General features: G+C 35.5%; 26 protein-coding genes. 5 read left to right on the top strand and 21 right to left on the bottom strand.

The annotated features are described in order from the left end of the window. Positions 1–125: 125 nt before the first annotated feature. Positions 126–713: a DUF6915 family protein gene (locus tag OMO38_RS14000; protein WP_264750819.1), complete on the top strand. Its 588-nt coding sequence runs from the start codon at positions 126–128 to the stop codon at positions 711–713. Further along, on the top strand, positions 700–1,200 hold the full coding sequence (locus OMO38_RS13995) for a hypothetical protein (RefSeq protein ID WP_264750818.1): 501 nt from the start codon (positions 700–702) through the stop codon (positions 1,198–1,200). Before OMO38_RS14000 ends, OMO38_RS13995 begins: the two co-directional genes overlap by 14 nt. 117 nt (positions 1,201–1,317) lie before the next feature. Here the strand turns inward: OMO38_RS13995 and OMO38_RS13990 are convergent, their stop codons facing one another. The 19 genes from OMO38_RS13990 to tpx form a co-directional block, all read right to left on the bottom strand. After that, on the bottom strand, positions 1,318–1,761 hold the full coding sequence (locus tag OMO38_RS13990) for an SRPBCC family protein (protein WP_264750817.1): 444 nt from the start codon (positions 1,759–1,761) through the stop codon (positions 1,318–1,320). A gap of 106 nt (positions 1,762–1,867) precedes the next feature. Beyond that, entirely contained in the window at positions 1,868–2,296 is a 429-nt protein-coding gene (locus tag OMO38_RS13985) for an SRPBCC domain-containing protein (protein ID WP_264750816.1), read from the bottom strand. A gap of 41 nt (positions 2,297–2,337) precedes the next feature. Next, positions 2,338–3,171 carry an SDR family oxidoreductase gene (locus OMO38_RS13980; RefSeq protein WP_264750815.1) on the bottom strand — a complete coding sequence of 278 codons (834 nt, stop codon included), beginning with the start codon at positions 3,169–3,171 and terminating at the stop codon, positions 2,338–2,340. A 283-nt stretch (positions 3,172–3,454) separates the two neighbouring features. Next, complete coding sequence (locus OMO38_RS13975; protein WP_264750814.1) at positions 3,455–4,318, bottom strand: VOC family protein; 864 nt, start codon at positions 4,316–4,318, stop codon at positions 3,455–3,457. Positions 4,319–4,475: 157 nt separating this feature from the next. Beyond that, positions 4,476–4,712 (bottom strand): DNA-directed RNA polymerase subunit alpha C-terminal domain-containing protein, encoded by a 237-nt coding sequence (locus tag OMO38_RS13970; RefSeq protein ID WP_082482455.1) that lies wholly within the window; start codon positions 4,710–4,712, stop codon positions 4,476–4,478. A gap of 33 nt (positions 4,713–4,745) precedes the next feature. After that, positions 4,746–5,159: an SRPBCC family protein gene (locus OMO38_RS13965; RefSeq protein WP_264750813.1), complete on the bottom strand. Its 414-nt coding sequence runs from the start codon at positions 5,157–5,159 to the stop codon at positions 4,746–4,748. A 186-nt stretch (positions 5,160–5,345) separates the two neighbouring features. After that, on the bottom strand, positions 5,346–5,783 hold the full coding sequence (locus OMO38_RS13960) for a VOC family protein (RefSeq protein ID WP_264750812.1): 438 nt from the start codon (positions 5,781–5,783) through the stop codon (positions 5,346–5,348). Positions 5,784–5,848: 65 nt separating this feature from the next. Further along, positions 5,849–6,373, bottom strand: a complete 525-nt coding sequence (locus OMO38_RS13955) for a DinB family protein (protein WP_264750811.1) — start codon at positions 6,371–6,373, stop codon at positions 5,849–5,851. A gap of 147 nt (positions 6,374–6,520) precedes the next feature. Further along, positions 6,521–6,928: a VOC family protein gene (locus tag OMO38_RS13950; protein WP_264750810.1), complete on the bottom strand. Its 408-nt coding sequence runs from the start codon at positions 6,926–6,928 to the stop codon at positions 6,521–6,523. A 35-nt stretch (positions 6,929–6,963) separates the two neighbouring features. Then, positions 6,964–7,368, bottom strand: coding sequence for a VOC family protein (locus OMO38_RS13945; RefSeq protein ID WP_264750809.1), 405 nt, complete (start codon positions 7,366–7,368; stop codon positions 6,964–6,966). Positions 7,369–7,445: 77 nt separating this feature from the next. Then, positions 7,446–8,036, bottom strand: coding sequence for a Crp/Fnr family transcriptional regulator (locus tag OMO38_RS13940; protein WP_264750808.1), 591 nt, complete (start codon positions 8,034–8,036; stop codon positions 7,446–7,448). 279 nt (positions 8,037–8,315) lie between these two features. Continuing rightward, positions 8,316–9,527 carry a DUF763 domain-containing protein gene (locus OMO38_RS13935; RefSeq protein ID WP_264750807.1) on the bottom strand — a complete coding sequence of 404 codons (1,212 nt, stop codon included), beginning with the start codon at positions 9,525–9,527 and terminating at the stop codon, positions 8,316–8,318. Between the two features lie 133 nt (positions 9,528–9,660). Next, positions 9,661–9,888, bottom strand: a complete 228-nt coding sequence (locus tag OMO38_RS13930; RefSeq protein ID WP_264750806.1) for a hypothetical protein — start codon at positions 9,886–9,888, stop codon at positions 9,661–9,663. A 78-nt stretch (positions 9,889–9,966) separates the two neighbouring features. After that, complete coding sequence (locus OMO38_RS13925) at positions 9,967–10,845, bottom strand: YitT family protein (RefSeq protein WP_264750805.1); 879 nt, start codon at positions 10,843–10,845, stop codon at positions 9,967–9,969. A gap of 7 nt (positions 10,846–10,852) precedes the next feature. Beyond that, positions 10,853–11,437 carry an HD domain-containing protein gene (locus OMO38_RS13920; RefSeq protein WP_264750804.1) on the bottom strand — a complete coding sequence of 195 codons (585 nt, stop codon included), beginning with the start codon at positions 11,435–11,437 and terminating at the stop codon, positions 10,853–10,855. A gap of 227 nt (positions 11,438–11,664) precedes the next feature. Continuing rightward, positions 11,665–13,668, bottom strand: coding sequence for an adenylate/guanylate cyclase domain-containing protein (locus tag OMO38_RS13915; RefSeq protein WP_264750803.1), 2,004 nt, complete (start codon positions 13,666–13,668; stop codon positions 11,665–11,667). A gap of 12 nt (positions 13,669–13,680) precedes the next feature. Continuing rightward, on the bottom strand, positions 13,681–15,672 hold the full coding sequence (locus tag OMO38_RS13910; protein ID WP_264750802.1) for an adenylate/guanylate cyclase domain-containing protein: 1,992 nt from the start codon (positions 15,670–15,672) through the stop codon (positions 13,681–13,683). Between the two features lie 11 nt (positions 15,673–15,683). Next, a complete protein-coding gene (locus OMO38_RS13905; RefSeq protein WP_264750801.1) occupies positions 15,684–18,011 on the bottom strand; it encodes an adenylate/guanylate cyclase domain-containing protein in 2,328 nt (775 codons plus the stop codon). A gap of 87 nt (positions 18,012–18,098) precedes the next feature. Continuing rightward, on the bottom strand, positions 18,099–18,596 hold the full coding sequence (gene tpx / locus OMO38_RS13900) for a thiol peroxidase (RefSeq protein ID WP_264750800.1): 498 nt from the start codon (positions 18,594–18,596) through the stop codon (positions 18,099–18,101). Positions 18,597–18,767: 171 nt separating this feature from the next. Here tpx and OMO38_RS13895 point away from each other — a divergent pair, with 171 nt between their 5' ends. After that, the gene (locus OMO38_RS13895) at positions 18,768–20,987 is read left to right on the top strand and encodes an NADP-dependent isocitrate dehydrogenase (RefSeq protein WP_264750799.1); all 2,220 of its coding nucleotides are present in this window, start codon (positions 18,768–18,770) and stop codon (positions 20,985–20,987) included. Positions 20,988–21,242: 255 nt separating this feature from the next. On the opposite strand, the gene OMO38_RS13890 is transcribed toward OMO38_RS13895, so the two are convergent. Beyond that, complete coding sequence (locus OMO38_RS13890) at positions 21,243–22,427, bottom strand: MFS transporter (protein WP_264750798.1); 1,185 nt, start codon at positions 22,425–22,427, stop codon at positions 21,243–21,245. 161 nt (positions 22,428–22,588) lie between these two features. Between OMO38_RS13890 and OMO38_RS13885 the strand changes: the two genes are divergently transcribed. Beyond that, positions 22,589–23,890 (top strand): hemolysin family protein, encoded by a 1,302-nt coding sequence (locus OMO38_RS13885; protein ID WP_264750797.1) that lies wholly within the window; start codon positions 22,589–22,591, stop codon positions 23,888–23,890. Positions 23,891–24,074: 184 nt separating this feature from the next. Continuing rightward, a complete protein-coding gene (locus tag OMO38_RS13880) occupies positions 24,075–24,362 on the top strand; it encodes a GNAT family N-acetyltransferase (protein WP_264750796.1) in 288 nt (95 codons plus the stop codon). Between the two features lies 1 nt (position 24,363). Here the strand turns inward: OMO38_RS13880 and OMO38_RS13875 are convergent, their stop codons facing one another. Next, positions 24,364–25,455 (bottom strand): MBL fold metallo-hydrolase, encoded by a 1,092-nt coding sequence (locus OMO38_RS13875; RefSeq protein ID WP_264750795.1) that lies wholly within the window; start codon positions 25,453–25,455, stop codon positions 24,364–24,366. Positions 25,456–25,641: the final 186 nt, after the last annotated feature.

Raw genomic sequence — 25,641 nt, 5'->3', positions numbered from 1 at the left:
TGTTTTACTTTAATGATTTTAAAATAATTTTGTGCAGTAACACAAATTTAGATTTAATTAAAAAAATAATGAGATAAATTATCAGGTTTAGAACTAAAAATAATATTTTCACAAAAAATTACGGGATGAATTATTGGAAGCACAGCCTATTATCCAGGAAAAAATTTGGCGGAAATCCTGAAGATTACCTGTCAGTTCATAAATTTTTAGATTCGAGCAAGCTTTTTTATTACCATTTAAAGCACCGCATACTCCTTCACAATACTTATGGAATGGAAATCTGCATATCTAAATTTGGAGAGTTAATCACGAACAGTGACGGAAAAAAGATTCTTGTAAGAGACATCGTTGCCGAACATTGCAAAGAAGATCTTTATGGTGTGGTTCCTACGCTGAACAATTGGTTTAAATATTACGATGAAAGAATTTTTGAAGATTTTGATTTAATAGAAACTGATGACAAGGTTTTAAATGACTTCTTACTGAAACCGTTAATGATGTCCGGCTTAAAATCATCACTCATCATCACACATAGTAATTTCGGGGTCTACTTAGCCAAAGAAATTTTAGGAGTTGATCAAGCTTTAAAATTGTCAGAATCAGTAAAAAATAAAAGTATTAATGAACTTTTACAACACATTAAACTTAAAGAAAAATGGCAATTCACGCCGAACATGGAAGAACTAAAACAAATAAATGATGAGCATATTTAATTTTTTTTCAAATCTCTTTTCCAGGAAAAACGATTTCCAAAACGCCTCTGATCTACAGACTTTCCAACCTTCAGCGGATTACAATCCTGATGCCTGGGAAAAGGAGCAGTTATCAAGAATAAATGAACTTGAACTTAAGATAAAAGACAGATTTGTGGATTTAATCAGGTCTAAAAATAACCATTTAAAATTTTCATGGGACAGTGGAAATGATGAGGCTTTTTTAAATTTTGAGGGTCACGAAAATACTTTTGATAACGAAGAATTTTGGGAACTTGAGGAATATTTAATTTTAAAGTTGGATATCCCAGATGCAGGTGAATTTGAGATGCATGGTGAAGGTTTTCTGACGATCGAAAACCATACTATTGTCGCAGATTTTTGGTCGACTTTACGATTTATGGAAGATTATGATGAGGAAAAAGAAGAAGAAATATGGTCTGAGGCCGAAACAGAAAAGAAGGTTGAAAAACTATTTCAGATTTGATAAAGATTTTTGATTTCTAACTTTTACAAATTTTGAAATCTTACTGCTAGAAACAACCCTGCCAGCGTGTGAAACGCTGGCAGGGTTGTGTAATTGAATTGTAATTAAAAATATATTTTACTTCGCTTCTGAAAGATTTTTCACCACTTCCAGACCTTTGGTAAAACCATTCTGCATGTGCTCTTCCCAATCTTTCTCGGTCTGAACTTCCACATGAAGTTTGGTTTTGCCATCATAGTCAATGAGAATATACTTTTCAAAACATCCGCTCCATTGCTTGATTTCCATGCTTTCAGTGTCTTCTACCCCATTTTCATCAATCATTCCAAGATGTTTAAAAATCATTTGATCCGGTTCTTCAATATTGTCGATGGTAGAAACCATTCCTGCACCTTTGGGATTTACGAAATAAGTTTTGCCACCAACTGTCCAGTCGGTTTTCATTTGCGATCCCGGACCGAAAAATTGAGTCCATTCGCTGTAAGTTTCTTTTCCAAATAACACATCCCATACTTTTTGCTTGGGTGCGTCAATTACGGTTTCATAAGATAATGTTTCCATATTTTTAATTTTTGTGACTAGTTTAAACATGAGCAACACTAATTTCCACACTGAGAACACAGGTGATAATTGTATTTTGGTGCTGATTTCGTGAAACTTGTGTTATTTATAATTGATTTTCAGATAAATTTTTAACATTTTGAAGAGCCTGAGGAAATTTATCTTCGAAAAACTCTTTAAACTCTTCTGATGTCTTGATTCTTGCAATCAATTTCGTTCCTTCTTCGGTTTCTTCCAGTAGATAAGTCTCGGTCGCATCGCCCCAATCCTGTGGAACTTCCACCCCATCAAAAATTTCACCCAAATGTAGAAAAACCATTTCTTTATTCGGATCATTTTTCAGTACACGGCTGAACATTCCATTGTTTTCAGGATCTAAAAATTTCATCATGCTCTCCTCTTCCCATGTTCCTAAATAAAATGAGCCTTTTGTAAATGCAGAAGTCCACTGTCGGTAACTGGTTTCGTCCCACAGTGCTGTCCATACTTTTTCCGAAGTAGCGTCAATTTCGATTGTATATTCTAAAGTTTCCATATAATTTATTTTTTAATGTTTGGTGTTGGTGTTAAAATTGATTATCCGCCTACAAAATCTCCGCCGTTAATGTGAATAATTTCTCCGGTGATAAAACTTGAATCTTCTGATGCAAGAAAAACATAAGCCGGCGCAACTTCACAGGGCTGACCTGCTCTTTTCAGAGGAGTGTCTTTTCCGAAAGATGCAATATCTTCAAACGTTTCTTTCACTAATGGCGTCCAGATTGGGCCTGGTGCAACTCCATTCACGAGGATTTTCTTTTCTGCTAAATTGACGGAAAGCGATCTGATAAATGTTGCAATTGCACCTTTTGTCGAGGAATAATCGATAAGGTGATCGCTGCCACGATAAGCCGTAACCGACGTTGTGCAGATAATTCTTCCGCCCTTATTCATTAGTTCTAAACAATCTCTGGTGAAAGAAATCATGGAAATAATATTAACATCAAACGTTTTTGAAATTTGGTCATCCGTTATTTTTTCAAAATCGGTTTTCGGAAACTGAATTCCTGCATTATTAACTAAGATATCTAAAGTTTTCCACTGTTTTTTAACGCGTTCAAGACATTTGGTTCTGAACGCTTTTTTAGAAATATCACCTTTCATTAGAATGCACTGCTGACCTTCTTTTTCAACGAGTTTCTGAGTTTCCCTGGCGTCCTTGTCGTTTTCCTGATAAATAATGGCAACATCAGCACCCTCGCGGGCGAAATGAACTGCTACCGCCTGACCAATTCCGCTGTCGCCACCTGAAATAATGGCTTTTTTATTAAGTAATTTTTTACTTCCGAGATAATTTTTACGGATAATCTCCGGATGAAGTCCATCTTTCGGGACTTTTGATAATGATTTTGACTTGTTCTGCGTCTTCATAGGCAAATCTTTTTTCCACTGATAACAACAAACAGCAAGCCGAAACGGGGTGAGAGATTCAAGATTCAAGATTTTGAATTTGAGATTTGAGATTTGAGATTTGAGATTTGAGATTTGAGAAAGTAAATATTTTATTATTTGGAATCATTCAAATATTACTTATTCATCATCGCTTGAAATTCCCTTCAATATCCAAAACCCGGATTTCGAATTCTCCATCTAAATTTTTATAAAAGATAACCCGCTCCCAAATCCCGATCTTCAAACCAGAAACCCGTATTTCTCAACTCATGTAAGCCAGCTCCAAATCCTTAATTACAATTTTCTGCATTTTCATCATCGCCTGAACGACTTTGTGTGCTTTTTCCTGATCAGAATCATTCATCAGCTGAATCAATTTTTTGGGAACAATCTGCCAGCTGACGCCAAACGGATCTTTCAGCCAGCCACACATGCTCTCTCTGCCGCCATTTTGGGTTAAAGAGTTCCATAAGTGATCGGTTTCCTCCTGGTCATCAGTCATTATCACGATTGAAATACCTTCATTAAAATCAAATTTATGGTCATAAGAATTGTCCATACAGAAAAAACTGTAGCCATCTATTTCAAAATGAGCGTGCTGTACATTTTCCGGAACTTCGTGATTTTCGTCTCCGACACTTTCTCCATACTTTAAAACCCCTCCAATCTTGGAATTTGGGAAAATTTCAGTGTACAATTCCATCGCTTCCATCGCTCTTCCATTGTTTTCATGAATGTACATCAATGTTGGAATCAGTTTTTGCTCGCCCTGTTTTTCGCCCAGATACAGTTGCCATGTAGTTCCAAACTGATCCCGAACCCAACCGTATTTTTTGCTCCATGGATATTCTCCAAGATCCATCAGAACGATTCCGCCATTGGATAACTGATTCCAGTAATTCTGAACCTCATCTTCAGTTTCACACAATACCATAAAAGAGATTGAAGCGTTTCTTTCAAACTGCGGACCGCCATTTAAAAGCATTAATTTCTGCCCGAAGAGTTCAATATTCATTACCACGGGAGTATCAGCAGTGACTGTTCCGTTGAAAACTTTACAGTAAAATTCTGCAGCTTCTTTTGCGTCTTCATTGTGCCAGAGACACGGGAAAATATCGTTGTTCATATTATTTATTTTTTCTAACTCATTATTAGACGTCGAATTGCCCGCAGCCCGACTTGAGTGGAGCTCTTTTTGTAAGCCACGGGAAAAGCAAGGCACAAAAAAGCGGGAACGGAGGGCGGATAAAGGCGCCCTAAAAATAACAATTTTAGCCGACAGATTAAGGTTTGAAGGAGAAATGATGATGATTCATATATATCTTTAGCTTTTCGACTGAATTTTTCCCGAATCCATGAAATTGTAATATTTCTTTTTCGGTATAATCTGAAAGTTTTTCCAGAGAATCTATTTTTTCTTTTTGCAATGCTCTTCTCGCAGGCATGGCAACCACTCCCTTCAAAAAATCTCCTGAAACTTCATGACAGTCACTACAAAAAGGTTTTAAATATTTTGCCATAATTATCAGATTGATCATGACTGAAAAATGATGCTAATTGTTTTCCACGTACTTGTGGAAGTTGTTGAGTATCGCATACCAACCTTCACGCTGCATTTCTACAGAGTTTTGCGTTTCAGGATCGAAGCTGATCTTCACCTTTGTGGTATTTTCGTCTGCTTTTTCAAAAACGATTTCGACGTTTCTGCCATCTTCCATGTGGTATTTGATCAATTCATTTTCCACGACTTCATCATAGATTCCCACAAAATCAAACCCGAAACTTCCGTCTTTGGCTTCCATTCTGTTGTTGAATTTCCCACCTACTCTGAGGTCATTTTCAGAACTCGGGCATTCCCATGATTCGTGGGCAAAATTCCACTTTACGATGTGTTCAGGATCGTTGTAGTAATCCCAAACTTTTTTTACAGGGGCTAAAATTGTGATGTCTATTTTTATTTTTTCCATATTTTATTTTTTTGAATATCTGTTACTTGGAGTATTATTTAATTTAACGCAAAGTCAAAACAAAGAATTTTAAATTTTAAGCGTTTTTTGAATAAGACAAAGGCGTAAGCTTAAAAAAAGAGATACAAAGCTTTTTAATTATGACAGTTTGTGGAAAATCATAATTTCTTCAAATATCGTTTTATTTTACCCTTCGTAGCCCTGATCAGTAGAAAAATTGATCATCCAGTAGACTCCGAATTTATCCTGAAAACTTCCGAAATAATCTCCCCAAAACTGATCTTCAAGAGGCATTTCAATATTTCCGCCGGCAGAAAGTGCTTTAAAAATTCTGTCAGCATCTTCTCTGGAATCCGGAAAAATGGAAACATAATTATTGTTCCCGACCGTTAAATTCTGTCCGAATGAAGGCACAATGTCTGATGCCATCAACAGATCACCACCCACACGGAGCGCGATGTGCATGACTCTGTTTTTTTCTTCGTCTGACAGGTTCTCAGTTCCGGGAGCATTGCCCATTTTATGAACTCCGCCGACGAATTCGCCGCCGAAAACTGTTCTGTAAAAATTGAAGGCTTCTTCGGCTTTGCCGTCAAAATTGAGGTATGGATTTAATTTAGGCATATTTTAAAATTTAGGTTGATGTTAAGGTTAAGGTTGATAATTAGTTTAGTTTTAGTTAGGACTGCTTAGTATTTCATGTTTTCGTCGAAGTCGTATTTCATTCCTTCGTAGTTTAGGATTCTTCGCATTAAGCCGATTTGTCCGGAAAGGTAATCTTCGCGTCCGATGCACATTCCGACGAAATTGAGAACATTTTCAGGGAAGAAATCGATGTTCATTCCCATCGGAAAATCTTTGTCTAGTTCTTCGTCTGAGACTTCCAGTAATCTACTGTAAACCAAAGGTGAGATGTGGTGAAAACTGTCTTTTAACTGTTTTAAAGTCGGATATTTAAAGCTTTCATCCAGTGCTTTTCCTTCGGAGAAATATTCTTTGAATTCAAACTTTTCTTCCAGTCCGAGCACATTTCCCAATGCATAACGCATGTCGAGAAAGTTTCCTACCATCCAGATGATGTGATTGGTTCTGCCTTCGATTCTCTGCAAAGCATCTTCCTCAGAAATTCCGTCGAGAACCATCAGAAAATTCTGACTGTGACCACGGAATGCCGGGATGATGATGTCTAGTTTTTGTGATTTTAGGGTGTCCATAGATTTATTTGAGATTTGAAATTTGAAATTTGAGATTTTGTTTCGCACAGATTTTACGGATTTGCACGGATGATTGTGGGAATTAATTTGAGGTTTGAGATTTGAGGAGATTACCTAAAAAAACTGCTCAATCTGCGAGAGCCAGATTTACTCAGTCGGCATTTGAGACATATCTGCAAAAGTGACATTCCAGCCGTGACCGTTGATGTCCCAGAATGAGTTTTGATACATCCAGCCATAATCCTGCGGCTCTTCGTGCTGTGTTGCTCCATTTGCAACTGCTGCGTTGACAATCTGATCAACTTCCTCGCGGGTATCCATGCCGATAGCTACCAAAACCTGCGTGGTATCGCCCTTGGGAACTGGTCTTTCGGAAAAGGTCATAAAATATTCTTCGGTGATAAACATCACGCAGATATTTTCGCCTAAAATAAAACATACCGCTTTTTCATCGGAAATATTTTCGTTAACCGGGAAACCAAGATTCGTCCAAAACTCCTTTGTTTTCGGAATATCTTTTACCGGAAGGTTCACATAAATTTGATTGATTTTCATTTTATTGCAATATATAGTTGGTTAAAATTCTATTCTCAAGGAATCTGAGATACATCTCCGTGCATTACTTCCCACTGATGACCGTCGGGATCTGCAAATGCCCACTGATACATCCAGCCGTGATCTCTGGGTTCGCTGTATTCTGAACCTCCGTTTTCGGTAGCTGTTTTTACCATTGCATCTACCTCATCACGACTGTTAACACCGATTGCCAAAAGAGTTTGCGTAGTTTTTCCGTCTGCAACCGGCCGGTCGGTGAAGGTTTTGAAAAAGTCTTCATGAAGAAACATAGTGTAGATGTGATTTTCTTTCATCACTACACAGATTGCTTTTTCGTCAGAAAACTGTTCATTGATAGAGAATCCTAATTTCGTCCAGAATTCTCTCGCTTTCTGAACATCTTTTACAGGAAGGTTGACATAAATATCCGTGATTTCCATTTTGTAATTTTTTAGTGTTAAACTTTAAACCAAAATTACCAAGTCAATATGAAAATCAACTTGCCATAAGACAAGATTTAAACTTTTCTGGGATGTGAAACAATTTCTTTACGGATTCTGCTGAGTGAAGTGTCTGTAATGCCAAGGTAGGAAGCAATTTGCTTTAACGGAGCGAACTGTACCACCTGCGGTTTCTGTTCTAAAAGATTGAGATAGCGTTTCGTTGCCGAAAGTGTAAACATTTCCACAGAGCGTTGTTTGTAGGCAAATAGTTCCTGTGACATCCACGCCCTTCCCCATTCACTGAGGTTTTGAATTTTGTGATATAATTCCTGAAATGTGTCGAAATCTATTTTCAACAGCTCACAATCTGTTATGCAGACAATGTTTTCCTGGGTCGGAATTCTCTGAAAAAGTGAGGAGACCTCGATTACGATCTCATTTTCCACAAAAAAATGTGTCGTAACATCATTTCCGTTAAAATCTGTTACAAATGACCTCGCCAAACCTTTCTCTAAAATATAATATTCATTGGCTGTTTTGCCTTCTTCAAGGATTAAATCTCCCTTCTGAAAAACAACTTTTTCGTGAGCCTGAAAGATTTCTGTAAGTTCTTCTTCAAAAAAGAACGGAAAATCTGAATATACTTCAAAGGCTTTACTGGTCATGAATTTCCTGTTTGTGTTAAAGTTTTAAAATTAAAGTTTTTATTGGAATAATGGAGAGAAAATTTTTGCGCCAATAAAGATTCTTTCTAATCCAAAAATTTTAACATACTCGTTTTCTGAAGATGGCTGTTGGAATACAAAAGAAAACCCATAAGTTTTAAATAATCTTAGATTCTTATTAAGACATCTCTTTATCACTCCCGCGCAATTCATTTAAAAGTTTAAACCATTTAGATTCCTACGGGATGACAAACTACACGCTGATTGTAATGTTAAATTTTAAAACAAAGAAAGCTGAATCGGTTTTGGCTTAAGAGGTTTTTCAGCGTCACCGAAGACCGTTTTGCCACCGAAGCGCCATGAATTCTGACGTTCGTCTTCAATTACATCATTGATATCGAAATCGGGAGTAAAATTTTTCTCAGCTTCGGAAATAATCGTGTGAAGCTTATTAATTGACTGCAATTTATCTGAATTTCCTAATTTCGATTTTTCAATACCTTTCTGTAAAATATTGATCGTTTCATCATAAACATTGATCGGTACGGGAAACGGATGACCGTCTTTTCCACCATTGGCAAAGGAAAACCGTGCAGGATCTCTGAATCTTGACGGTGCACCGTGAATGACTTCACTTACCAAAGCCAGACTTTGTAATGTTCGCGGGCCAACACCTTTCAGCAACAACAATTCCTCAAAATTTTCAGGCTGATTTTCTCTGGTCATGTACAAAAGTGTTCCCAGCTTTTTCAGATCGACATCGGATGCGCGTACGTCGTGATGAGCAGGCAAAATCAAATTGGCAAAATCCTGCATGATTTTTTCTGAATTGGTATGTGAAATTTCTAAAATTCCTTTCCGGCTGTCTGCCGCTTCGTGAGCAGTTAAGTTTAAAATATTTCCTCGGTTGATTCCCTGAATGCCTTTGTGTGGTTCGTCGACAAAAGATTCCATATTCTCGGAATGCCAGTGGTATCGACGGGCAGTTCCGTCTGCATCATTCATTCCCTGTTGCACAACCGCCCAATTTCCTTCATCAGATAAAATAAAATTATGAAGGTAAAGCTGATAACCATCCTGTATAGCCGTGTTGTCCACTTTTGCTGAAAGTTTGCTCGCACGGATCAAATCGTTTCCGTTCAGTCCGGTTTTATCAGCAATGACCAAAAGTTCATTCGGAGTTTCTTTGGAGAACCTTCCTTTGCCTCCACAAATATAAATTCCGAGCTCTTTAGAATTGGGATTGATGCTGCGTTTCAAAGCACCCATAACGGAAGTTGTAATTCCTGACGAATGCCAATCCATTCCCATCACTGCCCCAAAACTCTGGAACCAAAACGGATCTGCCAATCTGCGGAGAACTTCATTTTTTCCGTAATCTGCCAACATCACTTCTACGATGGAAAGTCCGAGCACAGCCATTCTTTCGTAGAGCCAAGGCGGTACTTTTCCGTAGTGAAGAGGCAATGTTGCAGTTCCGGAGCGTTTCATTCTTTATGATTGATGATTGATGATTGATGATTGATGATTGATGTACAAAATTAAAGCCTTATAAACGAAATTCATAAGGCTTTAAGCATATTTTTTATTTTAATATAAGTTTCTGCGAAAGTACAGTCAGATTTCACGAATTTCCTTTTTTTTGAAAATTACCAATTTTAAAGAACATATTTAATATACCCAAAATCAATCCTGTACCGACAGCTATCACTAAGGATTTCAGCAGCAGATTTTTTAATGCTTCCCTATCCGAAAAATCGATATCAAATAATCCAAAGACCAGAATTCCTGCAAAAAGTCCGGCAGAAATGGGTATAAATGTCATTTTAAAATAGGTAGATCTGTTTGTCATCTTTTAAGTTTTAATTATAATTAATATTAAATCTGAATAAATCGATGCTGAAAAGTAACGTTCTCAAATAAAGAAATTTTAATGCTTAATAATTTCCTTTACAATTCCGCCCTGAGGTTCTCTAACCGTTTGAGTGAAAATAAATGCCTTCGGATCAATGGCACGAACAATATTCTGCAATTTTCTCACTTCCAGTCGGGTTACAATTGTGAAAATAATATCGGCATCGGCACTTTGTTCGAAAGATTCTTTCATAAAACCTCTTTCGCCTTTATACACAGTAATCCCTCTGTTCATCGTTAAAACCAAAGCTTTTTTGATTTCTTCACTGTTTCCGGAAACGATGGTTACGCCGGTGTAGGCTTCGATTCCTTCAATCACATATTTTGTAATCTGACTTGCGACCAAATACGTCATAATCGCGTACAAAGCGGTTTCTACTTTTAAGAAAACGGCTGCGATAATGAAGATGATAACATTCATTCCCAAAATAATTTCGGTAATGCTAAAACTGCTTTTTTTGAAAGTTAAAAGTGCTAAAACTTCCATTCCGTCGAAAGTTCCTCCTCCACGCATGGAAAGTCCGATGCCGATTCCCAGAAAGAAACCGCCGAACATGGCGACCAGTAATTTATCGTGTGTCAGTTCGGGAAAAGGAACAAAGTACATCGTTAAAGCAATTAAAAGTATCGTTAAACTGCTTCGGATGGCAAAATGTTTCCCGATCTGAAAATAAGCGAGAATGATAAAAGGAATATTTAAAATAAATAAAGTCAGTCCTAAATTTAAATGATAAACTTCGTACAGTAAAAGTGAAATTCCGGTTACGCCACCGTCTAAAAAGTGGTTGGGAACGAGGAAAGATTTTAAAGCAAAACTCGCAGAAATTACGCCTGAAAACAGATAAATGATATCTGAAACGGTAAATAGCGGGCCATGTTTGGTTGCTGAGCTCATAAGATGATCAGTAGTTTTTTAGTTTTGTTTTGATGATATTCAGGTTGTCCTGTTTTTTCTGATTTCGGCTGTTGATGGCAGTTTCAGTGAAATAGTGGTGACTTTCGAGGAATTTTTCCTGCAAAAGATTCCAGTCGCGTTCAGAATTCACGATTCCGAACATAGAAAGTTCTTCAAATAACTTATCTCCAATCACAAAGAAATCATCTCTGCCGAGATAATCTAAATCAGCGTCAGCTAAGATTTGCTCTAAATGATTGTGCGGCGTCTGCGGGATTTTTGTCGCCATAATCATTCCTTTGATTTTTTCGGTCTGTGTTTCCGAATATCCGAAATTTGAAAGATATTCTTCAGCAATCTCACACGATTTTGCTTCATGCTCTTTTGAGCCATACAAAAATCCGGTGTCGTGAAATAGTGCAGCTGTTTTTAGCAAAACCAAATCTTCATCATTTACCTTTTCTGATCTGGCAATTTTTCCGACAGAATCGATAACGTCTTTCACGTGCATAACGCTGTGATAAGACAGATGCTCAGGGAGATTTTCCTTGAGACGTTTTAATATAATTGTATTTAATTTTTCGTATTCCATATTTAAAATAGAAAATGTGTTTATAATTTTTAACCACAAAAGTCACAAAAGCTTGTGGTTTAGTTTTAAAGCTCAAATTGTTACTTTGAAAAGTTCAAAAATGGCAAAACTTAATCCTTTATTCATCTTCTCACAAAATAGAATAATTTTTCTAATAAACTTCTGTGCTTTGACTTCGTAGAATCTGCGATTTGTGGTTTTTAAATTTCTCTAATTTTTGATTGTGGTTAATCCTTTTTAGTTTCCAATGCAAAATACATATCCATATCGCCTTTTCCTTTGGTGTGAATTTTCCCTCTGTACTCGCAGTGAACCTTATCTTTTACCAGCTGATACGTCGATTCTGAGATATTTATTTTTCCTTTCTCACTGTTCTGTTCCATTCTCGCAGCGGTATTTACTGTATCGCCCCAAATATCGTAAGCGAATTTTTTCACGCCGACAATTCCTGCAATCAAAGATCCTGAATTGATTCCAACTCTGATATCGAGAGCTTCCGGATGTGTCTTTTTTCTTTCTTCAATAAAATCAATAATATCCAAAGCTACCAAAACCGTTTGGTATGCGTGACTTTCATTTTTAATGGGAAGTCCGCAAACCGCTAGATACGCATCACCAATGGTTTTAATTTTTTCCAGACCATGTTTTTCCATAATCATATCGAATGCGGTAAAACATTCATTGAGCTCAACCAACATTTTCTCGGCGCCCATTTTCTCTGAACTCTGGGTAAAATTAACAAAATCAGTAAATAAAACAGTGACCTCGTCATAATATTTCGCCTCTGAACTTCCGTTTTCTTTTAATTCTTCAGCTACTTCATGAGGAAGAATATTGAGAAGTAAATTTTCTGTTTTCTGCTTTTCATTCTGTAACTCAAATGTTCTTTCGTCTACCTGCTTTTCAAGCAAGTCATTCTGATCCTGAAGAATCTGCTGTTTTTCCTGTTCCTGTTTTAAATTGATATCAGAAAGTCGGTTGACTTCGTCAAGCTGTTTTACCAGACTTAAATTGGTGGAGGCGAACTGCCAACCTAAATAAGCCGAAATTGAAATTGGGAAACTGACAACAATCAAAACCAGCAGAGACATACCAAATTCATCGCTTGAGAGTATTTGAGGAACAGCAATATTTAGTGATTCTAAAATATTAAAAATAATGACGAGAATAATGATTGCAAAAAATGTAAGAATTCCTCCGCCCACAATAAACGCAGACTTTTCTCTTCTGATCATTGCTCTGATAATGAGATATAAAGACTCAAACCAAACGAAAAATATATAGAAAATTACAAAACCGATCGCTGCTCTGGTACTGAAATAATAAAGAATTAGAAGTATTGCAGCAATACCTAAAAGAATTTTTAATCTGATTTTGCTTCTTCCAAACAAAGTATTAACGAAACCTGTAAGAGAAGCCCCGAAAGCAAGTATTGAAAGAAATGATAAGAACCCAAAAGTATCAACATCTGCAGGATCTGTTATTTCGTAAAACGAGAGAACCATATAGCTCAATAATCCTATAGAAAGATTGTATGTTGAAAAATACAGGTTGTAGAGCGCTTTTCTGTAAAATAAGAATAAAAGCAAATGAATAAAACCTAAAGCAGAAAAAACACCACAAATCAGCATTGCTACAAAATTGAATCCCTGCGTCATCTCTATTTTCTCATCCATAAACTCCTTTGTGGAAGCCAATTTTAGATCAAGTGCTACAGGACTGTAATTGATGGTCATTTTTTCTTCATCCACAATCGGTAAAAAACGGATTGCTATAACATTGATCTCCGTATCATCCAATGAAAAAATTTGCGGAACATTATTTCTAATTTTAAATTCTGATGCATTTTCTTTCCCTATTTTTCCTACCGTTTCAATCTTTTGACCATTCAGATAAATTTCAGAAGCACCTGCCTGTTTGATATCAAAACATAACGATTTATTAATTAAAGTTGAATCTATTTTGAAATAATATCTGATCCAATAAACCGTATTTTTTTTATAAGTTTTTTTTGAATTAAAATTAATATTCTTCCATGCAGAGTCATCAAATTTCGGCGAAGCAAAAACCTGATTATCGCCTTCAAAAAATTTACTTTTCTCTTTAATCGATACACCAGATTCTATATCTTTTTCGGTAAAGATTCCAGGTTTCTCACGGGAATTCTGAGCAAAGCAGAACGTCTGCATACCCAGCAGAAAAAGGAATGTAAAGAATAGATGTTTTTTCAAAATTTTCACAGTTTAGTTTGACGAATTTACAAAATACATATCCATATCGCCTTTTCCTTTTGTGTGAATTTTTCCTCTGTACTCGCAGTGTATTTTATCTTTTACTAATTGATAAGTCGATTCGGAGATATTTATTTTCCCTTTCTTGCTGTTCTGTTCCATTCTCGCAGCGGTATTTACTGTATCGCCCCAAATATCGTAAGCGAATTTTTTCACGCCGACAATTCCTGCAATCAAAGATCCTGAATTGATTCCGATTCTGATATCGAGAGCTTCCGGATGTGTCTTTTTCCTTCCTTCAATAAAATCAATAATATCCAAAGCTACCAAAGTTGTTTGGTAAGCGTGATTTTCGTTTTTAATGGGAAGTCCGCAAACGGCTAAATACGCATCACCTATGGTTTTTATTTTTTCCAGACCATGTTTTTCCATGATCATATCGAACGCAGTAAAACATTCATTGAGCTCAACCAACATTTTTTCGGCGCCCATTTTCTCTGAACTCTGCGTAAAATTAACAAAATCAGTAAATAAAACAGTGACCTCGTCATAATATTTCGCCTCTGAACTTCCGTTTTCTTTTAATTCTTCTGCCACTTCATGAGGAAGAATATTGAGAAGTAAATTTTCTGTTTTCTGCTTCTCTTTTTGAAGTTCAAAAGTTCTCTCGTCCACCTGTTTTTCAAGCAAGTCATTCTGACCCTGAAGAATCTGTTGTTTTTCCTGTTCCTGTTTTAAATTAACATCAGAAAGCCGATTGACTTCATTAAGCTGTTTTACAAGACTCAAATTTGTAGAAGCAAACTGCCATGCCAGATAAGCTGAAATGGATACCGGGAAACTTATAATTATTACTAGAAAAAAATAGGCTCCAACATCGCCATCTTCCAAATTTCGTGAAAAAGAAATATTAAGATTGTCCAGAATGTTCAAAATAATCGTTATGACTACAAAAACGAAAAACGCCAATATTCCACCTCCAACAATAAAGGCCGCTTTCTCTTTTCTAATCATAGCTCGAATAATCAAATAGAAAGATTCAAAAGCCGTAAAAATGATATACAGTAATCCAAGAATTACTGCAGGGGTATAACTGAAATAAAAAAATACTATTAAAGATGCAGCTATAATCAACATAACCACCAGCCTTTTCTTGGTTTTTGCAAACAAGGTATTGACAAATCCACTCAAAGAAGCTGCAAAAAGTATCCCTGAGAAAAATGTCAAGAATGCATATCTTTCAATAATCTCAGGATTTCTCATTTCATAAACCAGTATGATAAGATAACTCAATAAAGAAATTGAAATATTATATAGCGCAAAAAAAAGATTATACAGTGCTTTTCTGTAAAAAAGAAACAGTAAAAGATGAATAAATCCTAATGCTGAAAATACTCCACAGGTAAGCATCATAAAAAAGTTTACTTCCTCCGCTACTTCTATTTTTTCTTTGACGAGAGTATCTGCATGTTCAAATTCAATATTCAGCAGTTTAGATTTTTCAATAAATTTAAATCTATTTGGTATTGGTAAAAATCGTATCGCTAAAACATTTACATTGGTATTTTCTAAGGTAAAAAAAGTTGGAACATCATTTTTGATTTTATATTCTCTCGATTTTCCGTCACCTATCTTTCCAATACTTTCTATTTTTTTTCCATTAAGATAAAATTCGGATGCACCAAGCTGGCTTATCTCTAAACCGACTGGTTTATGAATCAGAGAAGAATCTACCTTAAAGTAAAAGCGAATCCAGTATGGTTGATCTTTTCGATATGCATCTTGATTATTAAAATCAAAATCCTTCCAGGCAGAATCATCAAAATTAGTCAGAGCAAAGTTGTGGTTATCACCTGCAAAAAATTTATTTTTTCCTTTAATAGCCGCTCCAGATAAGATATTTTCAGCAGTAAAAACTGTTGGCTTCTCACGGGAATTCTGAGCAAAACAGATCGTTTGGCAAATGATAACAAACAAAAATGTAAAAAGTATATTTTTTTTCAAATGTTTTAGATTTAGATTGATGAATTTACAAAATACATCTCCATTGCACCTTTACCTTTAGTTTCAATTTTCCCACGGTATTCAAAAGTAAAATCATCCTTTATTAATTTATAGGTAGCTTCAGAAACATTTAATTTTCCTAAAGAACTGTTCTGCTCCATTCTAGCAGCTGTATTAACGGTATCACCCCAAATATCGTAGGCGAATTTTTTCACCCCAACAATTCCCGCAATCACAGGTCCTGAGTGAATTCCGATCCGGATATCTAGAGCATTAGCATTATCTATTTTTCTTTGCTGAATATAAGCAAGAATTTCTAAACTTGCACTGACTGCATTTTTAGCATGCTGATCGTTGGAAACCGGCAATCCACTTACTGCCAAATATGCATCTCCAATGGTTTTTATCTTTTCTAAACCATATTTTTCCATGATTCTGTCGAATTCTGTGAAACATATGTTCAGTTCGTTGAGAATTTCCTGAACTCCAATTCTTTCTGAGCTAGATGTAAAATTGACAAAATCTGTAAATAGAACCGAAACTTCATCATAATGTTTTGCACTGGTTTTCCCTTTCTCTTTTAGCTCTTCAGCAACTTCATACGGAAGAATATTAAGCAGCAAATCATCTGATTTCTGTTTTTCTTCAGCGATTTTTCTGTTATCTTTTCGTTTCTGATTATAAGAAAATCCTGCAAAGCCTAATAAGAGAAGTGATAATCCAGCTCCGACTGCCCACATATTTTTTTCAGTTTTCGAACTTTCCAAATCCGCTTTGGCAATGGCATCTTTTTTCTCCTGATTAATTCTGGCGATATTTTTTTCCTGATTATATCTCAAAACAACTGCTTTCTGTTCCTGATCAAATTTAATCTGAATTTCTTTTTGTTTTAAATCTTCTTCAAGCGTCAACCTTTTTCTTTCTTCTTCTGTTTTGGCAATTGCCTGTTTTTTTTCATATTCAAAACGGAGCGCTTTTAATTCAATTTCTTTTTGGAGTTGAATGCGTTTGGTTTCTTCTTCGAGTTTTATTCTTATTCTTTCGTTGGAAATTTCTGTTTCAGATTGAAGATTAGAGAGCTCTTTCATCTTTTCACTACCAAATCCTTTTTCTTTCTCCCTCATCGCTTTCTGAAAAAACTCATGAGCATTTTTGTAATTACCTAAAAGTTCGTAGGCGTTTGACAGAGTTGTATAGTCTGAAATCAATAAATAGGGATCTGAATACCAATTTTGGGTATTAGCTCCATCGATATTTTTATGTAAATTGGAGATAATATTTTTTAATTCTAACTGTCTTCCTTTATCTTCTTTGATAAGCAAACTATCTTTGGTCATATTATACACTTTTATTTGAGCATAATAAGAAATGTTGTATAAATTATCTGGCCAAAGTTGTGTTGCTAAACCAATCGCAGTTTCGGCTTTCTCATAATCTCCCTTTGCTACATGCATATGCGAAATGAGATTCTGAACATCAGCCATTTTTTCCTTATTACCAACAGATTCAGCATATTCATAGGCTTTAGTAAAATATATATTTGCAGAGTCAAGCTTTTTTAATCCTGAGTAGGAAGCACCTATATTCCTATTAGTCAAAGCAATATTTTCATAATCTTTATTTTTTAGATGAAAAGGCATCACTTTTTTAAACGTTTGAATTGCTTTCCTAAAATCATTAGTGGATATATAAAACTTACCCAAGTTATTATAAGCCTCTGCTAAATTCTCAGGGTAGTTTTTTTTAACAAAATCAATATACGTGTTAAGATATTTATACGACTCACCGTAATTCTGTTGTACAAAAAGATTTGAAAATAAAAATTCATAACTGTACAAAATATACTGTTTATTGACCTTCTTTTTATCAAGGTAATACTGAATATTTGTTTTTAATAAATCCGTAGAAGCCTTATATTTTCTATTGATTGAATTTATAAGTGATAGATTGTAATTAACAATAACTTTACTCTCAAAATCCGATGAATTTTTCAGGTATTTTTCAGCCTCCATTAAAAATGGTGTAGCATTTTTATAATCTTCTTTTGAAATATAAAGCTTTGATATACTTGAATTTAGGCTAATTAATCTCTCAACATAATTTATTCTCACATTATATGGAATAGCTTTTTTACCATAGGCAATTGCACTGTCTAATGACTTTATTTTAATATAATGGTTTGCAATTTCTCGTATAATTTGATCTACCTTCTTTTCATCAGAAGTTTTTGTAAGATTATTTTTCAATTCCAAAATCTCTCTGGAATCCTGAGCTTTGACAAATGCATTTCCTGAAAATAGAGAGCATAAAAAAAGAATTGAGGTAAATCTATTTTTCAATGGTTAGTTATTGTGTTGACGCACAAAAATAAAAAAATCATTCTGTAATACAACAGAATGATTCATTTTAAAGAGAAATACTTTAAATTATTTTAAAGACGCAATAGCTGCCTCATAATTAGGCTCCTGTCCGATTTCCGGAACCTGCTCTGTATAGATTACGTTTGTTTTTTCATCCAGTACCACAACTGCTCTGCTCAAAAGTCCTTTCATAGGAGAATCTGTAAGGGTAACCCCGTAATCTTCACCGAAATTACCTCTGAAATCTGATAAAGTTTCAACATTTTTCAAACCTTCAGCTGCACAAAATCTTGACAGTGCGAAAGGCAAATCTCTTGAAACATTGATAACAACTGTGTTTTCAAGGTCTGAAGCTTCTTCGTTAAATTTTCTTGCTGATGCTGCACAGATTCCTGTATCGATGCTTGGGAAGATATTCAGGACAACTCTTTTACCAGTATAATCTGCAAGATGTTTTTCAGATAAATCTCCTGAAACCATGGTGAATTCCTGAGCTGTATTTCCTACTTCAGGAAGACTTCCTATAGTGTTAATTGGGTTTCCTTTAAATGTGATTGTAGACATAGTTTATAAATTTAAATTTTTATCAAATTTATTTAAATTTCGGCCTATTTTGTTTCAAATAAAGGTTAAATAATTCTTAAAGTAGAAAATCTCATTGATTATTAAAGTGTAAAAAATTAAAATTTAACTAAATTTGTGAAACTAAAACTTTAAATAATAAATAACAGTATAATGTCAGAAAAATCAAAAATCTATTACACACTTACAGATGAGGCTCCAATGTTGGCAACACACTCGTTTTTACCAATCGTAAAAGCGTTTACAAAACCAGCAAACATTGAAATCGCCGTTCCGGATATTTCTTTGGCAGGAAGAATTTTAGCCAACTTCCCTGAGTTTTTGAAAGATGATCAAAAAATCGTTGATGCATTAGCTCAATTGGGAGAATTGGCAACTCAGCCTGATGCAAACATTATCAAATTACCAAACATTTCTGCTTCTGCACCACAGTTAGATGCTGCAATCGCTGAATTACAGGCTAAAGGTTTCGCAGTTCCAAACTATCCTGCAGAACCGAAAAATGACGAGGAAAAAGCGATCAAAGCTAAGTATGCTAAAGTTTTGGGAAGTGCTGTAAACCCTGTATTAAGAGAAGGAAATTCTGACAGACGTGCTCCGAAAGCCGTTAAAAACTACGCAAAAGCAAACCCTCACAGAATGGGTGACTGGGCATCAGACAGCAAAACTGACGTGGCTCACATGAACAGCGGAGATTTCTACGGAACTGAAACTTCGACTACGCTTGAGAATGCTACAAAATATAAAATCGTTTTCAAAGGTAATGACGGTGCAGAATCTTTATTAAAAGATTTCGCCGGTCTTCAGGCTGGAGAAGTAATCGATTCTTCAGTAATGAATTTAAATTCTTTAAAATCTTTTGTTAAAGAAGCGATTCAGGAAGCTAAAGATAAAAATGTATTACTTTCTGCTCATTTGAAAGCAACGATGATGAAAATCTCTGACCCAATCGTGTTCGGAGCGATTGTTGAGACTTTCTTCAAAGATGTATTCGCTAAATATGCTGAGACTTTTGATTCATTAGATGTTAATCCAAACAACGGTTTGGCTGATCTGTTCGATAAAATCAAAGGAAACGCTCAGGAAGCTGAAATAAAAGCGGATATCGAAACTGCTTTGGCAAACGGACCAAGAGTGGCAATGGTCAATTCTGACAAAGGAATTACCAACTTCCACGTTCCTTCAGACATTATCGTTGATGCTTCTATGGCTGCTTTGGTAAGAGGTGGCGGTAAAATGTGGAACAAAGAAGGTAAAGAAGAAGATACAGTATGTATAATTCCAGACCGTTCTTACGCAGGTTTCTATCAGTCTGTAATTGACGATATGAAAGCGCACGGAAAATTAGATCCTACTACAATGGGTTCTGTTCCAAACGTAGGTTTGATGGCTCAGAAAGCTGAAGAATACGGATCTCACGACAAAACTTTCCAGGCTACAGCTGAAGGAACGGTTGAAGTTCAGGACGAAAACGGAAACGTTCTTCTTTCTCAGAAAGTTGAAACCGGAGATATCTTCAGAATGTGTCAGACGAAAGATGCTCCAATCCAGGACTGGGTAAAACTGGCGGTAAACAGAGCAAAACTTTCTGATACGCCTGCAATTTTCTGGTTGGATAAAGGAAGAGCTCACGACAGAGAAATGATCAAAAAAGTTGAAAAATATTTGGCTGATCACGATACGAACGGATTAGACATCAAAATTCTTGATGTAAAAGACGCAATGACTGAGACTTTAAAAAGAGCAAGAGAAGGAAAAGATACTATTTCAGTTTCAGGAAACGTATTGAGAGATTATCTTACTGACCTTTTCCCAATCTTAGAACTTGGAACTTCTGCAAAAATGCTTTCTATCGTTCCATTGATGAACGGTGGTGGTTTGTTTGAAACAGGTGCCGGAGGTTCTGCTCCAAAACACGTTGAACAGTTCATCGAAGAAGGTTATTTAAGATGGGATTCTTTAGGTGAATTCCTGGCTTTACAGGCATCTTTAGAGCATTTGGCACAGACTCAGGGCAATACAAAAGCTCAGGTTTTAGCTGATGCATTGGATGAAGCAAATGCTAAATTCTTAGCAACTGATAAATCTCCTGCAAGAAAAGTAGGACAGATCGACAACAGAGGTTCTCATTTCTATCTGGCAATGTATTGGGCGGAAGCTTTAGGAAATCAAACAGCTGATGCTGAATTAGCTCAACAGTTTGCTCCGGTGGCAGAAGCGTTACAGGAAAGCGAAGAAGTAATTAACTCTGAACTGATCGGTGCTCAGGGTAAGCCTCAAAACATTGACGGTTACTTTAAAACTGATACTTACAAAACATATGAGGCTATGAGACCAAGTACTGTTTTAAATGAAATTATTGACGGAATTTAATTTTTAGATTTAATATAAATTGAAAGCTCCTTTTTTCTTAAAGGAGCTTTTTTTTGATGTTTAAGTACAGACTGAAGATCGAAGACGCCAGTTTTCACCAATAATTAATAAACATTTAATTAATTCATCGGAAAATAAGTTTTGGCTAAAGCCAATCGATCTATTTTAATTTAAAACGGGCTAAAGCCCGTTCCTATTGATATTACTCAATTTTAATCTAAAAATTAAAAGAGTTTACTTATCATTTTCTATAATTTAAGCATGTGCTTTTCTCCATTTTACCATACTCAAAATCAGTAACCCTAAAATTCCCATGATAAAATATCCTTCTGCAACTTCCAACTGAATTTCAGGCTTAATGATGGCTGCAATTCCGTAGCTGATCGCGGAAGTTATGATAAATACTACTCCACCCGTCATTCCGCCTGCAAGTCCTGCTGAGTTTGGAAATCTTCCGATACAGTAGGTGAAATAATTGTTAAAGATAAATCCGGCAGTCACATGAATGACAAAGGCAAAAGCGACCAGACTGTAAATCGTATTTGAAAAATATGATGCTACAAACATTAAGACAATTAAGAATAACTGAATAAAATTAGCATATCGAATTTTGGGTAAAAATGCTTTTTCGATCAATGCTTTTCCTAAAAATCCGCCTGCCATCCAGGCAAAACCGAGGATCAGAGAAACATATCCGGCAACAACTTCTGAGTACCCCATTTTATGTTCAATGATGAAAGATCCGCACAGATTGAAAAACATAATCATCGAATAACTTACTCCACACATCAGCATTCCGTAGAAAAAATCTTTGGCTCTGAACATCCTCTTATATTCTTTCAGTAAAAACTCAACACGAAAAGGATTTCTAGTCTTCAAGGTTTCGCCGGAAAATATCAATTCTAAAATTAACAGAACCAAACTGTAGCCAGCCAAAACATAGAAATTTGACTGCCATCCGAAAATATTCTGCAAATAACCACCGATAAACGGCGCAATAATCGGTCCCACCGACCAAACGATGGTCATAATACTGAGGTAATGTTTCCGCTCATCCCCATCGTAAACATCGACAAAGAAAGCACGTTTGGAAACCACAGCAAATCCTGACAAAACACCTTGTAAAACACGCATTGCATAGATTACAAAGATATTCTGAGTTGTTGCAGTAATCAGAAAAGAGATGATAAATAAAGCCAAAGAAGCCATAGAAATCCTGTATCTTCCGAAAGAATCTACAATGCTTCCTGTGAAAAACTGTGTTACACCGTAACTGATTAAAAATATAGATAAGGTAAGCTGAATACTGCTTTCCGGCTGATGAAGCTCGGTTGCCATACTCGGCATTGAAGGCAGATAAATATCTGTTGCCAAACCCGACATCGGAATCATCGCAAATGCTAAAATCGTCGCAATAAATTTATTTTTCTCTTTTAACATTCTTAAAAATTTTCAAGCCACAAAAGTCCGACTTTTTATTTATTTAAGCTGGTTTGCTTAGATGAATAATTTTAAAATAGAATATTATTAAATTCAATCGTAAAAGAGGCTTAATTTTCTTTTCATTTTCCTTATTTTTATAATCACCACCAAAATATACTATGGAAATCTTCATCATTGCAGTACTCATACTTCTCAACGGAGTATTTTCAATGTCGGAAATGGCATTGGTCTCTTCCCGGAAATTTAAACTCAACAGCATTAAAAAGAAAGGAAATTCTAACGCAAAAACGGCCATTAAACTTTCCGAAAATCCCAACAAATTTCTTTCAACAGTACAAATAGGAATTACCTTAATCGGAATTCTTCTTGGAATTTATTCCGGAGATAAACTTACTGCCAATTTCGCAAAATACATTTCTCAGTTTGAAACTTTTTCAGAGTACTCAAAAGGAATTGCTTCGGTTTTAATTGTTGCACTCATTACATTTTTATCGATTGTTTTCGGTGAATTGATTCCAAAAAGATTGGGTTTAAAATTCCCTGAGAGAATTTCAATCTTCATTGCAAAGCCGATGTATTTTCTTTCCACACTCGCCTCCCCTTTCGTGTGGCTTCTGACGATAACCAATGAAGGAATTTTAAAACTTTTCGGAATTAAAAATGACAAGAAAGAAACCGTCACTGAAGAAGAAATAAAATCTATCATCAAGGAAGGAAGTGATGGAGGAATTATTGAAGAAAAAGAACACGACATTCTCAAAAACGCTTTTGCTTTAGGCGACAGAAAGGTGAATTCTTTGGCAACGCACCGGTCAAAAATGATCTCTCTGGATATTGATGACGACTATGAAACGATTAAAACGAAAATAAAAAGTTGCTCTTATTCAACGTATCCTGTTACCGAAGGAAATAATCTCGACCATATCATTGGAATCGTAAAAATGAAAGATCTTTTTGATTTTTCGCATCAGAATTTTTCATTAAAAGACCATCTAAAAAAAGCAGTTTTTGTAAGTGAGAACTCATTTATCTATCCTCTTTTAGAAAGTTTCCAGAACAACAGATCGCATATTGCCGTAGTTATTGATGAGTATGGAACGACGAAAGGACTTATCACACTGAATGATATTCTGGATGATCTCATTGGAAATATTCCCGACGGAACTGATGTGGAACCTGAAATTATTAAGCGAAATGAGAGCTCATGGCTGATCGATGGTAAATGTTCGATTTATGACTTTAAAAAGTATTTTAATATAGAAATCGATCAGGAAGTTGAAAAGAAATTTGTAAGTGTTTCAGGATTGTTTTTTCATGATTCTGATGATATGCCAAAAACCGGCGACACGGTAAAAATCGGAAATCTGCTACTGGAAATCGTTGACAAAGACGGAAACCGGGTTGACAAGATTTTAGCCAGCAAAATTCTGAATATCGATGAGACAATATTGAATGAGTAATTGATCTACAATTTCAGAAATAAATAAAAAATATAGTCTTAAGTACTGAAAAATGCTGAAGTTATATAACAGTGATTATTTAATTTAAATCATTATAAATTAGTTTCATTTGTCCGAAAACATCCTGTAATAAAATTTTATTTTGTAATTTTAAAACAGAGTTTCACCAAAAACATGAGAAATTATGGAAAATATAAAATTTGAAATCACCCCTTATCAGGACGAATTACAGTTGTTGATAGACGGCAAAAAAGTTGGATATATGTCGATTTCGGTAGACGGAAGATTGATGAATGTGTATTACACAAAAATCGACGAAAATCTGGAAGGTCACGGTTACGCCAAGCTTCTTTTGGACAGATTGGTAAGCTATGCTGAAGAAAAAGATTTAATGATTGATCCGGAATGCGATTTTGTAAGAAAGCAGTTAGAAAATCATCCAAAAAGATACAAAGGAATCTGGCACGAGTAAATCATTCCCACCAATTCTGAAAATGATTGTCAGTTTTATTTAAATCTAATTTCTCACCGATTTTCGGCGTTAGAATATGTAAATTTTTCTCTTTTCCAAGGGTCGTTACTTTTTGCAAAGGTTCATTCCACGGATGCAAAGCCAAAGCAAATTTACCAGAATGTACCGGAATAATATTTTTCGCCTGAATATCCAGACTTGCCTGAATGACATCTTCCGGTAAAGCATGAATATATTTCCAGGCTGGGTTGTACTGTCCATTTTCCATAATGGCATAATCAAACGGACCGTATTTTTCACCAATCATTTTAAAATGCGTATCATAACCGCTGTCTCCGCCCAAAAACAGTTTTTTTGTTGGAGTTTCAAGAACGTAGGAAGTCCACAGTGTATTATTTCTGTGAAGTTTTCTTCCGGAGAAATGTCTGGCAGGAGTGAAAGTAATTTTAAAATTATTTTTTAATTCTACAATTGCTCCCCAATCTTCTTCTATCAGCTGATCCTGAGCATATCCCCATCTCTCAAAATGTGCTCCGACGCCAAGAGGCATAATTACTTTCCCTACTTTCTCACGGATTTCTTTTACCGTCGGAAAATCCAAATGATCGTAGTGATCATGAGTTATAACCAGATAATCAATCTTTGGAATATCCTCAGGCTTAAACAGATCTGAACCATCAAAAGCTTTATTAAAAAACTTAAATGGTGAACCGAATGTGCTTAAAACAGGGTCAATCAGGAAAGAAACGCCGTCAATTTTGATGAAATATGAGGAATGTCCCATCCAAATAAAAACATCTTCATCATTTGGAAGATTTTTCAAATCGGTCTGAACGGTAGGAATGATCTGCAAAGGCTTTAGTAAGGGATCTTTTTTAGAAAAGAAAAAGCTGTACATTACTTTCGGCATACTGTAGCCTTCAGCAAATGACGGTGTAAAGCTAAGATTCTGGAACTGTTTGTTCTTATAATTTTGAGATTTCAACATTCTTTCTAAACGTTCTCCTTTCGGTTCTGCTCCAAAAACCTGCTGCGACATTACTAAATACGTTGTAATTGCGATAACTGCAATCAGTATGATGAAATAAATCATTGTAAAAATTTGAGATTCAAATGTAAAAAACTTTCTTTAAGTTTCCCACTCTTTCATCAATGACGCCTGAAAATGAATTTTACTTTTTTTTGAATGAAATTTTTAAGTCTGATTTTTAACAATTAAAAGAAGCAAAACTTTACTTGCAGATCAGTTCAATTTTCGGGGTTCCGTACAGTTTCGGCG

Origin of the sequence: Chryseobacterium kimseyorum (assembly GCF_025971945.1) — a bacterium.
Classification (GTDB): Bacteria; Bacteroidota; Bacteroidia; order Flavobacteriales; family Weeksellaceae; genus Chryseobacterium; species Chryseobacterium kimseyorum.
Note: the sequence above shows the minus strand (reverse complement) of the source record. Positions and strands in the feature narration are given on the sequence as shown.

Excerpts from the sequence above, each read along its gene's own strand:
- OMO38_RS14000 (WP_264750819.1), top strand. The coding sequence starts at position 126 with ATGAATTATTGGAAGCACAGCCTATTATCCAGGAAAAAATTTGGCGGA.
- OMO38_RS13995 (WP_264750818.1), top strand. The coding sequence starts at position 700 with ATGAGCATATTTAATTTTTTTTCAAATCTCTTTTCCAGGAAAAACGAT.
- OMO38_RS13990 (WP_264750817.1), bottom strand. The coding sequence starts at position 1,761 with ATGGAAACATTATCTTATGAAACCGTAATTGACGCACCCAAGCAAAAA.
- OMO38_RS13985 (WP_264750816.1), bottom strand. The coding sequence starts at position 2,296 with ATGGAAACTTTAGAATATACAATCGAAATTGACGCTACTTCGGAAAAA.
- OMO38_RS13980 (WP_264750815.1), bottom strand. The coding sequence starts at position 3,171 with ATGAAGACGCAGAACAAGTCAAAATCATTATCAAAAGTCCCGAAAGAT.
- OMO38_RS13975 (WP_264750814.1), bottom strand. The coding sequence starts at position 4,318 with ATGAACAACGATATTTTCCCGTGTCTCTGGCACAATGAAGACGCAAAA.
- OMO38_RS13970 (WP_082482455.1), bottom strand. The coding sequence starts at position 4,712 with ATGGCAAAATATTTAAAACCTTTTTGTAGTGACTGTCATGAAGTTTCA.
- OMO38_RS13965 (WP_264750813.1), bottom strand. The coding sequence starts at position 5,159 with ATGGAAAAAATAAAAATAGACATCACAATTTTAGCCCCTGTAAAAAAA.
- OMO38_RS13960 (WP_264750812.1), bottom strand. The coding sequence starts at position 5,783 with ATGCCTAAATTAAATCCATACCTCAATTTTGACGGCAAAGCCGAAGAA.
- OMO38_RS13955 (WP_264750811.1), bottom strand. The coding sequence starts at position 6,373 with ATGGACACCCTAAAATCACAAAAACTAGACATCATCATCCCGGCATTC.
- OMO38_RS13950 (WP_264750810.1), bottom strand. The coding sequence starts at position 6,928 with ATGAAAATCAATCAAATTTATGTGAACCTTCCGGTAAAAGATATTCCG.
- OMO38_RS13945 (WP_264750809.1), bottom strand. The coding sequence starts at position 7,368 with ATGGAAATCACGGATATTTATGTCAACCTTCCTGTAAAAGATGTTCAG.
- OMO38_RS13940 (WP_264750808.1), bottom strand. The coding sequence starts at position 8,036 with ATGACCAGTAAAGCCTTTGAAGTATATTCAGATTTTCCGTTCTTTTTT.
- OMO38_RS13935 (WP_264750807.1), bottom strand. The coding sequence starts at position 9,527 with ATGAAACGCTCCGGAACTGCAACATTGCCTCTTCACTACGGAAAAGTA.
- OMO38_RS13930 (WP_264750806.1), bottom strand. The coding sequence starts at position 9,888 with ATGACAAACAGATCTACCTATTTTAAAATGACATTTATACCCATTTCT.
- OMO38_RS13925 (WP_264750805.1), bottom strand. The coding sequence starts at position 10,845 with ATGAGCTCAGCAACCAAACATGGCCCGCTATTTACCGTTTCAGATATC.
- OMO38_RS13920 (WP_264750804.1), bottom strand. The coding sequence starts at position 11,437 with ATGGAATACGAAAAATTAAATACAATTATATTAAAACGTCTCAAGGAA.
- tpx (WP_264750800.1), bottom strand. The coding sequence starts at position 18,596 with ATGTCTACAATCACATTTAAAGGAAACCCAATTAACACTATAGGAAGT.
- OMO38_RS13895 (WP_264750799.1), top strand. The coding sequence starts at position 18,768 with ATGTCAGAAAAATCAAAAATCTATTACACACTTACAGATGAGGCTCCA.
- OMO38_RS13890 (WP_264750798.1), bottom strand. The coding sequence starts at position 22,427 with ATGTTAAAAGAGAAAAATAAATTTATTGCGACGATTTTAGCATTTGCG.
- OMO38_RS13885 (WP_264750797.1), top strand. The coding sequence starts at position 22,589 with ATGGAAATCTTCATCATTGCAGTACTCATACTTCTCAACGGAGTATTT.
- OMO38_RS13880 (WP_264750796.1), top strand. The coding sequence starts at position 24,075 with ATGGAAAATATAAAATTTGAAATCACCCCTTATCAGGACGAATTACAG.
- OMO38_RS13875 (WP_264750795.1), bottom strand. The coding sequence starts at position 25,455 with ATGATTTATTTCATCATACTGATTGCAGTTATCGCAATTACAACGTAT.